The organism is Cupriavidus sp. GA3-3 (assembly GCF_000389805.1).
In the GTDB taxonomy this organism is placed as follows: domain Bacteria; phylum Pseudomonadota; class Gammaproteobacteria; order Burkholderiales; family Burkholderiaceae; genus Cupriavidus; species Cupriavidus necator_D.
In genome coordinates this window covers 38738-49622 of record NZ_KB944480.1, presented here as the reverse complement: position 1 = coordinate 49622, position 10885 = coordinate 38738, and the positions used below count along the sequence as shown (strand labels likewise).

Below are 10885 nucleotides of genomic sequence, written 5' to 3'. Positions count from 1 at the left end.
CTAATCTTTCGACTAGTTATCCCCCACTACAGGGCACGTTCCGATGTATTACTCACCCGTTCGCCACTCGCCACCAGGCCGAAGCCCGTGCTGCCGTTCGACTTGCATGTGTAAGGCATGCCGCCAGCGTTCAATCTGAGCCAGGATCAAACTCTTCAGTTCAATCTCTGTGTGGACCCGAAGGTCCTCGCTCTTTCGAGCGGTCGCTCACTCTCAGAAAACTGACTGACCAGATCCGAAGATCCAGTCACGTTTTGCTGTGCGAGCACTGTATAACTTGTGAAGCAACACTGTCCGAAGACAGCGGCGTCCGCTACCCAGCGCCCACACTTATCGGTTGTTTGGTTGTTAAAGAACTTCGCCGCCGGCTTTGCCGTTCAGCGCCGCTGCGTTGTCTGCAGCAGAGAAACGAGATTATGCAGAGCTTTCTTCGCTTCGTCAACCGTTTCAGCATCTTTTTTTGCTGCGGCCAGCGCGCCAACTTCGCTGCGCCAACCATCCCGGTCGACCCCGCATCCCTTGCTGCGTCTGCTTTGCAGCGCTGCGTTGTGTGTTGCGAGGGGGCGAATATTAGGCCGGATTCGCGCACCTTGCAACAACTTTGTCACAACGATCCGCTAGGGGTTCCGGGGATTATGTCGTAAGCCATTGAGTGGCAAAGGAAATCCCCGAAATGACGAGTGCGGGAGAAACATAATACCCCCGCACTGCCCTCGGGTATTCCCTGATCCGGGCCTTAGCGATGCTGGAAATTCGGGCTGCGCTTCTCGACGAAAGCAGCCATGCCTTCCTTCTGGTCTTCGCTGGCGAAGGTGGCATGGAACAGCCGGCGCTCGAAGTGCACGCCTTCGGCCAGCGTGGTCTCGTAGGCGGCGTTGACCGACTCCTTGATCATCATGACCACCGGCAGCGAGAACCCGGCGATGGTTTCGGCAGCCGCCAGCACTTCGTCCAGCAGCTTGTCGGCCGGTACCACGCGCGATACCAGGCCCGAGCGCTCGGCTTCGGCGGCATCCATCATGCGCGAGGTCAGGCACAGGTCCATGGCCTTGGCCTTGGACACCGCGCGCGGCAGGCGCTGGGTGCCGCCGGCGCCGGGCATGGTGCCCAGCTTCACCTCGGGCTGGCCGAACTTGGCCGAATCCGCCGCGATGATGATGTCGCACATCATCGCCAGCTCGCAGCCGCCGCCCAGCGCATAGCCGGCCACGCCGGCAATCACCGGCTTGCGGATCTTGCGGATGGTTTCCCAGTTGCGCGTGATGTAATCGCCCTTGTACACATCCATGAAGGAATACTTGGCCATCATGCCGATATCGGCGCCGGCGGCAAAGGCGCGCTCGCTGCCGGTAATGACGATGGCGCCGATGCCCTCATCCTGGTCGAAGGCGGTCAGCGCGGCGCCAAGCTCGTCCATCAGCGCGTCATTGAGCGCGTTCAGGGCCTTCGGGCGGTTCAGCGTGACCAGGCCAACACGGCCACGGGTTTCGACCAGGATGTTTTCGTACGGCATGTCTTCTCCTATGTATTTGCAGGCGGATGGCACTGTCGCCACCGGCTGCGGGCTATTCTGCCACCTGTTGTGGCGTGGCGGCGCAGGCGCCCCCTAGAGCATGTGCGCCAGGAATTCGCGGGTGCGCGCGTGAGCTGGGGTCCCGAACACTTCCTCAGGCGACCCTTCCTCAAGAATCCTGCCCTCATCCATGAACACGACGTGGTTTGCCACTTCCCGCGCAAACCCCATCTCATGCGTGACGACCAGCATGGTCATATGTTCTTCGGCCAGTTGCCGCATGGTGCGCAGCACCTCCCCGGTCAGTTCCGGGTCCAGCGCCGAGGTCGGCTCGTCGAACAGCATGATGTCGGGCTCCATGGCCAGCGCCCGCGCAATCGCCACCCGCTGCTTCTGGCCGCCGGACAGGCGCGCCGGGTAGCTGTCCCGCTTGGCCAGCAGGCCGACCTTGCGCAGCAGCTCTTCGGCCTTGGGCACCACCGCGTCGCGCGCCAGTCCCTTGACGGTCATGGGGGCTTCGATGATGTTCTGCAGCACCGTCATATGCGGAAACAGGTTGAACGACTGGAACACCATGCCCATCTTCCGGCAGATGCGCCGCACTTCAGCGTCCGGCACATATCTGGCTGTGCCGTCAGGGCCGGCGGCCGTCAGCGCCTCGCCTTCGATTTCAAGGGTGCCGCGGTCAATCACCTCAAGATGATTCAGGCAGCGCAGCAAGGTACTCTTGCCCGAGCCCGAGGGCCCGATCACCGCGGTGACATCCCCCTTGCGCAAGGTCAGGGAGACACCGCGCAAGACCTCCAGTGGCCCGAACGATTTGAACAGATCCCGCGCCGCGATCATGATGCCGGGCGCATTGTGGGAATTGGCGCCGGTCGGGCTAGTCATCATGTTTGGCATAGCGTTTTTCGAGATTCTGGAAGAACCAGGTCAGAATCAGCGTCATCACCAGATAGAAGAGCGCAGCGACCAGAAAAGGCGTGGTGGTGAAATCCCGCTGCACGATGCCGCGCGCGGTGCGAAGAATATCGTTGAGGGCCAGCACGTAGATCAGGGACGTGTCCTTGATCAGCGTAATGGTTTCATTGCTGACCGGCGGCAACACCCGGCTGACCATCTGCGGCAGCACGACCCGCCGCATGGTCTGGAAATAGGTCATGCCCAGCGCCTTGCTGGCCTCATACTGGCCGCGATCGACCGACTTGATCCCGGCGCGGAAGATTTCCGCGAAATAGGCCGCGTAGTTCAGGGCGAAAGCCACCACCGCCGCGGGAAAGTCAGGCAGGCGCACGCCGATGACGGGCACGAACGGCAGTGCGAAATAAATAAACAGCATCTGCAGCATCAGCGGCGTGCCGCGCATCAGCCAGATATAGCCATTGACCAGGCCGCTCAGCCACGGCCATGACGAGATGCGTGCCAGCGCCAGCGCCAGCCCCAGCGGCACTGACAGGGCGAGCGTGATGGCGAATAGTGTGAGCGTGACTTGCGCACCCTGCGCCAATGGCGCCAGAAGAGATAAGACGTAGTCCATGCTCGCGCGAAACAAGAAGGAGGTGGGATCCCGGGCGCCGGGACGGCGCCCTGGGTCCGGACATGGCGCGGCGCCCTGCCTGAACGGCGCAGGGCGTCACGCAGCGTCTGGATTACTTGGTGATGTCAGTGCCGAACCACTGGGTGGCGATGCGGGCTGCCGTGCCATCCTGCTTCATCGAGGCCAGGGTCTTGTCGAGCTTGCCGAGCAGCTCGGCGTCATCCTTGCGCACGCCGACGCCATATTCTTCCGTGCCGAAGTTTTCCTCCAGCACCTTGTATTCGCCGGCACGCTTGCTGATCAGGTAGCGGCCTACCACTTCATCCACCACAATTGCGTCAAGGCGGCCGGTCGACAGGTCCATCAGCGCCGTCACGTTATCGCCGAAGGTCTTGAGTTCCTTCAGACTGGCGGCGACCTGGCTTTCCTTCTTGATCGCATCCACCGCGCTGCTGCCGTCCTGCGCGCCGACGATGCGGCCGGCCAGGTCGGCCTTGGCTTTCACCGGCGAGCTGGCACCGACGATGACGATCTGGTGGTTGGTCATATAGGGCGCGGTGAAGCTGATGTTCTTCTTGCGCTCTTCGGTGATGGTCAGCCCGTTCCACAGCACATCCACGCGCTTGCCGTTAAGTTCCGCCTCCTTGGCGCTCCAGTCGATCGGCTTGAACTCGACCGTCATGCCGAGACGGCGGCTGGCCTCCTTGGCCATGTCGATATCGAAGCCGACCAGCTCGTTGTTGTTATCGCGAAAACCCATGGGCGGGAAGTTGTCGTCCAGGCCGACAATGATCTTGGTGGCCGTGTCGGCGCCGGCAGCGGAGGCCGCTTCTTTCTTGCCGCACGCCGCAAACAGGGCCACGGACGAAATCAGGAGTAATGCAGCGATCTTCTTCATAGGAATTCCAATGCGAATAGGCGAGCATGCCGGGATCCGCACACAGATGTCGGCCGGCAGGTTTCAGATTGTTGTTGGCAGCGCGATTATAGAGCGACGCCCGCGCCCGGCATTGCGGACCCTGCCGGCCTTGGAAGCCACGTGCCAACCGGCAGCCCAAAATAGTGCTAACATTTGCCGACCGACTGGTCGGTTTATTTAAGAGGCGCCGTCGACAACAGCCGCCCGCGCCGACCGCGACAAAATATCCGGCAGGAGACAACCCAATGCCCCCGATGTCCACCTCCGCTGGCCAGCCGGTCAGCATCGATGCCGGCCCGGTCTTGCTGCAATGGCAGGGCCCGGTGGCCGTGATCACCCTGAACCGCCCCGACAAGCTCAACAGCTTCACCCGCGCGATGCACCAGGCGCTGCAGCAGGCGCTCGACCATGTCGAGGCCGGCGGCGCGCGCGCCCTGCTGCTGACCGGTGCGGGCCGTGGCTTCTGCGCCGGCCAGGACCTGGCCGACCTGGATTTCACGCCGGGGCACATGACCGACCTGGGCGAGCTGATCGATACCTGGTTCAACCCGCTGATCCGCCGGCTGCAGGCCCTGCCGCTGCCGGTGGTGGCCGCGGTCAACGGCACCGCGGCCGGCGCCGGGGCCAACCTGGCGCTGGCCTGCGACATGGTGCTGGCGGCGCGCTCGGCCAGCTTTATCCAGGCTTTCGTCAAGATCGGGCTGGTGCCGGATTCGGGCGGCACCTGGCTGCTGCCGAAGCGCATCGGCATGGCGCGCGCGCTGGGCCTGGCCATGACCGGCGAGCGGCTGAGCGCCGAAGAGGCCGAGAAATGGGGGCTGGTCTGGGAGACCATGGACGACCCGCTGCTGCCGGAACAGGCGCTGGCGCTGGCCACGCACCTGGCCGGGCAGCCGACCCGCGCGCTGGCCGCGATCAAGCGCGCCATGCATGCCAGCGCCACCGCCACGCTGGACGCCCAGCTGGACCTGGAGCGCGACCTGCAGCGCGAGCTCGGCCAGTCCGCCGACTATGCTGAGGGCGTCAACGCCTTCCTCGAAAAGCGCGCCCCGCACTTCACCGGCAAGTAAGCCGCGCGGGCCTGCCCGCCACTCTATATAGGAGACCAGCTTGAAACAGGACCCCCAGGCCCTCGCCGAAGCGGCCGCCGCCGCCATGTATGAAGCCGACACCTGCAGCCGCTGGCTGGGCATCACGGTCGAGGCCGTGCGGCCCGGCTACGCCCGGCTGACCATGCCGGTGCGCAAGGAATTCCTCAACGGGCACGGCATCTGCCACGGCGGCCTGATGTTCACGCTGGCCGATTCGACCTTCGCTTTTGCCTGCAACAGCCATAACATCAACACCGTGGCGGCAGGTTGCAGCATCGAGTTCCTCAAGCCCGTGCACGGCGGCGACGTGCTGACCGCCGAGGCCACCGAGCAGGTCCTGTCCGGCCGGCACGGCATCTACGATATCCGCGTGACCAACGCCGCGGGCCAGGTGGTGGCGATGTTCCGCGGCAAGTCGGCGCAGATCAGGGGACATGTGGTGCCGCCGCCGGAAGGGACGGAAGGCACCTGAGCAAATCCGGCAAGATACTTAAGATAAACGCCCCCGTGCAGGAGACGACATGAGCACGCGCCTGACCGATCTGCCCCTGGATGCGATCGAGACCGCCAGCCGCGCCGAGCTGCAGGCCTTGCAGCTGGAGCGGCTGAGATGGTCGCTCAACCACGCCTACGCCAATTCGCCGGTGTACCGCCGCAAGTTCGACGAAGCCGGGGTCCACCCCGACCAGCTGCATTCGCTGGCCGACCTGGCGCGCTTCCCGTTCACCAGCAAGCAGGACCTGCGCGACAACTACCCGTTCGGCATGTTCGCGGTGCCGCAGGACCGCGTGGCGCGCATCCACGCCTCGTCCGGCACCACCGGCAAGCCCACCGTGGTCGGCTACACGCTCCAGGACATCGACAACTGGGCCACGGTGATGGCGCGCTCGATCCGCGCCTCGGGCGCGCGGCGCGGCGACAAGGTGCACATCAGCTACGGCTACGGGCTCTTTACCGGCGGCCTGGGCGCCCACTACGGCGTGGAAAAGGCCGGCCTGACCGCGATCCCCTTCGGCGGCGGCCAGACCGAGCGCCAGGTGCAGCTGATCCAGGACTTCAAGCCCGAGGTCATCATGGTGACGCCCAGCTATATGCTGGCGATCGCCGACGAGTTCGAGCGCCAGGGCATCGACCCGGCCAGCAGCTCGCTGCGCGTGGGCATCTTCGGCGCGGAGCCGTGGACGCCGGAAATGCGGCTGGCGATCGAGAAGCGCATGGGCATCTCGGCAGTCGATATCTATGGCCTGTCAGAGGTGATGGGCCCGGGCGTGGCCAATGAGTGCGCCGAGACCAAGGACGGGCCGACCATCTGGGAAGACCATTTCTACCCCGAGATCATCGATCCCGACACCGGCGCAGTGCTGCCCGACGGGGAGTTCGGCGAGCTGGTGTTCACCTCGCTGACCAAGGAGGCGATGCCTGTGGTGCGCTACCGCACCCGCGACCTGACCCGGCTGCTGCCGGGCACGGCGCGCCCGGCATTCCGCCGCATGGAGAAGATCACCGGCCGCACCGACGACATGATGATCGTGCGCGGGGTCAACGTGTTCCCGTCGCAGATCGAGGAACAGATCCTCAAGCACGCCGAGCTGGCGCCGCACTACCAGTGCGTGCTGGCCAAGGACGGCCACATGGACACGCTGACGGTGCGCGTGGAATGCGCCCACGGCAGCGAGCCCGCGCTGGCGCAAGGCGCGCGCGAGCGGCTGGCGCAGGAGATCAAGGCCTATATCGGCGTCACCGCCGGCATCGAGGTGCTGCCGGAGGGCGGCGTCGAGCGCTCGGTGGGCAAGGCGCGGCGGATCGTCGACCAGCGCCCGCGCTGAGGGCTGTCCACCATGAAGAAAGGGCGCCGCGATGGCGCCCTTTTTGCGTTGCCGAGGTCAGCTGCGCGGCATCAGCACCCACATGCGGCCGCCCTGCTTCATGCGGCCCGCGGTCTCGCCGGCGGCATCGCCCGCACCCCAGAAGAAATCCGCGCGCACCCCGCCCTTGATGGCGCTGCCGGTGTCCTGCGCGAACATCAGCCGCTGGATCGGCTCGGTCGACAGCGGGCGCGTGGTCGACAGGAATACCGGCACCCCCAGCGGGATGGTGGCCGGGTCGACCGCGATCGAGCGCTCCGCGGTCAGCGGCACGCCCAGCGCGCCCACCGGGCCGTCGTTGTTGGCCGGCAGCTCGCGGAAGAAGACAAAGCGCGGGTTGATGTTGAGCATCTCGTCGACGCGGCCCGGGTTGGCGCGCGCCCACGCCTTGATGCCCTGCATGGTGGCCTGTGCCGGCGTGATCTCGCCGCGGTCCAGCAGCCATTTGCCGAAGGAGCGGAACGGCTGTTCGTTGGTGCCGCCGAAGCCCACCCGCATGATGCTGCCATCGGCCATGCGGATGCGGCCCGAGCCCTGGATCTGCAGGAAGGCGGCCTCGACCGCGTCATCCACCCAGACCAGCTCGCTGCCGCGCATGGCCGGGTTCTGCAGCAGCTCGGCGCGGGCCGGCAGCGGGCGGTTGCCGAACTGCGCCGGCTTGCGGTACAGCGGCACCTGGAACTTGCCCTGGCGCGTGCGCGAGCCGTGCAGGATCGGTTCGTAGTAGCCGGTGATCAGGCCGTAGTCAGTGCCATCGCCGTTGACCACGCGGTACGGCTGGAAGTTGCTTTCGAAATAGGCGCGCATGGCGTTGAGGTTGCCGGCATCGACCATCATGCCGGCGGCACAGGCGCGGCTCCACTCGGCGCGCTTCTTCAGCGCCTGGCAGCTGGCCTGCAGCGCGGGCCAGGCGGCGCGCACGTCGTCCTGGGCCCAGCCGCCGATCTCGGCCCAGCTGGCGGCCTGCAGACTGCCTTTCTGCGACGAGGCCGTCGGCGGCGTGGTGCCGGCCGGGCCGGTCTCGATGCGCGGCGGCGGGCCGCTCATGCAGCCGGCCAGCAGCACGGCCGCGCCGGACAGCGCCAGCCAGCCGCGAATGCGCAGCGAGCGCCAGGGAGAAACCGGGGAAATCGGGAAAGAGTCTGCGTATGCCATCTTGCTATTGTTCAAAATCCGGGCCGGCGCAGCTTGCGGGGCCGATTGCCCCTACAATCCCACCGTCATCCTTCAACCACCGCCTGCGCCCCCGCGGGCCTGCGCTGCATCCGCCATGAGCAAGTTCTTCGAAGCCCATCCCATGCTGCTGTTCGCCCTGGAAGCCGGCGTGGCGCTGTTCCTGCTGATCTTTATCGTGGTCTGGACCATGGGCACGGCGAAAAAGAACCCGCGTCCCACGCGCGCCCCGTCCGAGCATCCGTCGCGCCAGCCGGCGCAGGGCGCCGCTCAAGCGCCGCCGCAGGATCAGGACAGCGCATCGCGCCAATAGGTTCCCGGCAGGGTCAGTGCAGCATGCGCGGCAGCACCAGCGCGAATTCAGGGATCGGCACCTCGAAGCGGTGGCCGTCCTCGGCCACGCAGAAGTATTCGCCCTTCATCGATCCCACCGGGGTCGAGATGGTGGCCCAGCTGGTGTATTCGAAATGCTCGCCCGGCTTGAGCAGCGGCTGGTGGCCGACCACGCCCAGGCCCGCCACTTCCTGCGTGCCGTTGTCGCTGTCGGTGATGACCCAGTGGCGCGAGATCAGCTGCGCCGCCACCTCGCCGGTATTGTGGATGGTAATGGTGTAGGCGAAGGCATGGCGCCCGCGCTCAGGTTCTGACTGGTCCGGCAGGTACTGGGTGCGTACCGAGACGGAGAAAGCGTACTCGCTCATCGTGGGCAGGGCCGGCGTGAGGCGCCAGGCAGGGAAGTGGGTAGCCGCATTGTGCGGGATGGCCGCGGCACGGGCAAGAGCACGGGCAAGATCACCGAGCGCCGGGGCAGCGGTAGAATATAGCCCTTTCAGGTCCGGGCCGCGCCGGACGCCCCGCCTGATCCCCTCTGGCGCCCGCCCCTGGGCGCGCCAGAGACGCAAAAAACAGCATTCCCCAGCACCCCACCTCCTAGCCGCCGACATGAGCACGCCCACCTACCGCATCGCCCCGTCCATCCTGTCCGCCGACTTTGCCCGCCTGGGCGAGGAAGTGCGCCGCGTGACCGAGGCCGGCGCCGACTGGATCCACTTCGACGTGATGGACAACCATTACGTGCCCAACCTGACCGTGGGCCCGCTGGTGTGCGAGGCGATCCGCCCGCACGTGACCGCGCCGATCGACGTGCACCTGATGGTGCGCCCGGTGGACCGGATCATCCCGGACTTTGCCAAGGCGGGCGCCAATATCATCACCTTCCACCCGGAAGCCAGCGAGCACGTGGACCGCTCGCTCGCGCTGATCCGCGACCACGGCTGCCAGGCCGGCCTGGTGTTCAACCCGGCCACGCCGCTGCACCACCTGGACCACGTGATGGACCGCCTGGACGTGATCCTGCTGATGTCGGTCAACCCGGGCTTCGGCGGCCAGTCGTTCATTCCCGAGACGCTCAACAAGCTGCGCGCCGTGCGCCAGCGCATCGATGAGTACACCGCCCGCACCGGCCGCACCATCCTGCTGGAAGTGGACGGCGGCGTGAAGGTAGACAACATCGCCGAGATCGCCGCGGCCGGCGCCGACACCTTCGTGGCGGGCTCGGCCGTGTTCGGCAAGCCCGATGCGGACGGCGGTTACCGCGGCATCATCTCGGCGCTGCGCGGCGAACTGGCCAAGGCCGGGCAATGACCGAGGGAGTGTTCCTGCGCCGCAACGACTGGCGCGGCATCGAAGGCGTGATCGTCGACCTCGACGGCACCATGGTCGACACCGCGGGCGACTTCCACGCCTCGATCAACGCCATGCTGCTGGCGCTGGGCCGCCAGCACCCCAACCTGGGGCCGGCAGCGCCGATGTCGGAGGCGGAGATCGTCAGCTATGTCGGCAAGGGCTCGGAAAACCTGATCCGGCGCGTGCTGGACGCGCGCTTCTCGCCGCTGCACGCCAACAGCCTGTTCGCCGACGCCTATGCGCTGTACGACCGCGAGTACATCCGCATCAACGGCCAGTTCTCGCAGGTCTACCCCGGCGTGCGCGAAGGCCTGGCGGCGATGAAGGCGGCCGGGCTGCGCCTGGCCTGCGTGACCAACAAGCCCTACAGCTTCACCGAGCCGCTGCTGGCCAAGACCGGCCTCGCCCAGTACTTCGAGCTGGTCTACGGTGGCGACGCCTTCCCGCTGCGCAAGCCCGACCCCTTCCCGCTGCTGAAAGTGGCCGACGCCTTCGGGCTGGAGCCGTCGGCAATGGCGGCGCTGGGCGACTCGGAAAACGACGCGCAGGCGGCCCGCGCGGCCGGCATGGGCGTGCTGCTGGTGCCCTATGGCTACAACCATGGCAACCCTGTACAAGCCGTTGACGCCGATGGTATAGTCGACTCCATTGCCCACGCCGCAGCGCTGTTTGCAGCACACTGGGCAGGTCATCGATAGTCCGAATTTCGTCGATCCCGACCAAACCCCAAACATTTCATGTTTCTCAACCGCAAACGCATCTCTTCTGGCAGTGATCGGCAGGCTTGGCCCTGGCGTCGCTGGCGCGCCTCCCAACAGGCGTAAAGTGCGTTCGCGAGTCTGCTGACGAGCCCTCGACCCGAGGGCCTCGCCACACCGGCCCAGCTGCCGGGCATTCCCACCAAAACCCGCCGCAAGCCAGCGTAGCCGCCATATTCGTGTGCTACGTTTAGCTCAAGAACGCGCCGCACGCCCTTCCCCGGCCGTGTGCAGTCTTGTCCGCAAGCCGCTTGCACCACGGCCCGCCAACGGGGCGGGTATCCATTCGCTCCAGCCTGATTGCCGACAAGCGGCGCCGCGCCCCTCCACCGCGCAGCGCGCG

Annotated in this window: 12 protein-coding genes and 1 rRNA gene; 6 read left to right on the top strand and 7 right to left on the bottom strand. The window is 66.1% G+C overall.

Annotated elements, in window-relative coordinates:
• From C265_RS17495 to C265_RS17475, 5 genes are all read right to left on the bottom strand, one after another.
• Positions 1-162 (bottom strand): 16S ribosomal RNA (locus tag C265_RS17495); the annotation flags it as partial.
• A 574-nt stretch (positions 163-736) separates the two neighbouring features.
• On the bottom strand, positions 737-1513 hold the full coding sequence (locus tag C265_RS17490; RefSeq protein ID WP_010809914.1) for an enoyl-CoA hydratase: 777 nt from the start codon (positions 1511-1513) through the stop codon (positions 737-739).
• Between the two features lie 93 nt (positions 1514-1606).
• Entirely contained in the window at positions 1607-2359 is a 753-nt protein-coding gene (locus C265_RS17485) for an amino acid ABC transporter ATP-binding protein (protein ID WP_010809913.1), read from the bottom strand.
• Positions 2360-2396: 37 nt separating this feature from the next.
• Positions 2397-3050 carry an amino acid ABC transporter permease gene (locus C265_RS17480; RefSeq protein ID WP_010809912.1) on the bottom strand — a complete coding sequence of 218 codons (654 nt, stop codon included), beginning with the start codon at positions 3048-3050 and terminating at the stop codon, positions 2397-2399.
• A 112-nt stretch (positions 3051-3162) separates the two neighbouring features.
• Positions 3163-3948: an amino acid ABC transporter substrate-binding protein gene (locus tag C265_RS17475; RefSeq protein WP_010809911.1), complete on the bottom strand. Its 786-nt coding sequence runs from the start codon at positions 3946-3948 to the stop codon at positions 3163-3165.
• A 266-nt stretch (positions 3949-4214) separates the two neighbouring features.
• Between C265_RS17475 and paaG the strand changes: the two genes are divergently transcribed.
• From paaG to paaK, 3 genes are read left to right on the top strand one after another with little or no spacing between them, the layout of a single operon-like run.
• Complete coding sequence (gene paaG / locus C265_RS17470) at positions 4215-5039, top strand: 2-(1,2-epoxy-1,2-dihydrophenyl)acetyl-CoA isomerase PaaG (RefSeq protein WP_052181647.1); 825 nt, start codon at positions 4215-4217, stop codon at positions 5037-5039.
• Between the two features lie 40 nt (positions 5040-5079).
• A complete protein-coding gene (paaI, locus tag C265_RS17465) occupies positions 5080-5532 on the top strand; it encodes a hydroxyphenylacetyl-CoA thioesterase PaaI (RefSeq protein WP_010809909.1) in 453 nt (150 codons plus the stop codon).
• Between the two features lie 49 nt (positions 5533-5581).
• A complete protein-coding gene (gene paaK, locus C265_RS17460) occupies positions 5582-6886 on the top strand; it encodes a phenylacetate--CoA ligase PaaK (RefSeq protein WP_010809908.1) in 1305 nt (434 codons plus the stop codon).
• A gap of 57 nt (positions 6887-6943) precedes the next feature.
• On the opposite strand, the gene C265_RS17455 is transcribed toward paaK, so the two are convergent.
• Positions 6944-8080, bottom strand: coding sequence for a murein transglycosylase A (locus C265_RS17455; RefSeq protein WP_010809907.1), 1137 nt, complete (start codon positions 8078-8080; stop codon positions 6944-6946).
• A 115-nt stretch (positions 8081-8195) separates the two neighbouring features.
• Between C265_RS17455 and C265_RS17450 the strand changes: the two genes are divergently transcribed.
• Positions 8196-8411 (top strand): hypothetical protein, encoded by a 216-nt coding sequence (locus tag C265_RS17450; RefSeq protein WP_010809906.1) that lies wholly within the window; start codon positions 8196-8198, stop codon positions 8409-8411.
• Positions 8412-8424: 13 nt separating this feature from the next.
• On the opposite strand, the gene apaG is transcribed toward C265_RS17450, so the two are convergent.
• The gene (gene apaG / locus C265_RS17445) at positions 8425-8799 is read right to left on the bottom strand and encodes a Co2+/Mg2+ efflux protein ApaG (protein WP_010809905.1); all 375 of its coding nucleotides are present in this window, start codon (positions 8797-8799) and stop codon (positions 8425-8427) included.
• 241 nt (positions 8800-9040) lie between these two features.
• Here apaG and rpe point away from each other — a divergent pair, with 241 nt between their 5' ends.
• Complete coding sequence (rpe, locus tag C265_RS17440) at positions 9041-9742, top strand: ribulose-phosphate 3-epimerase (RefSeq protein ID WP_010809904.1); 702 nt, start codon at positions 9041-9043, stop codon at positions 9740-9742.
• Complete coding sequence (gene gph / locus C265_RS17435) at positions 9739-10482, top strand: phosphoglycolate phosphatase (RefSeq protein ID WP_010809903.1); 744 nt, start codon at positions 9739-9741, stop codon at positions 10480-10482. Before rpe ends, gph begins: the two co-directional genes overlap by 4 nt.
• The last annotated feature ends 403 nt before the right edge of the window (positions 10483-10885 follow it).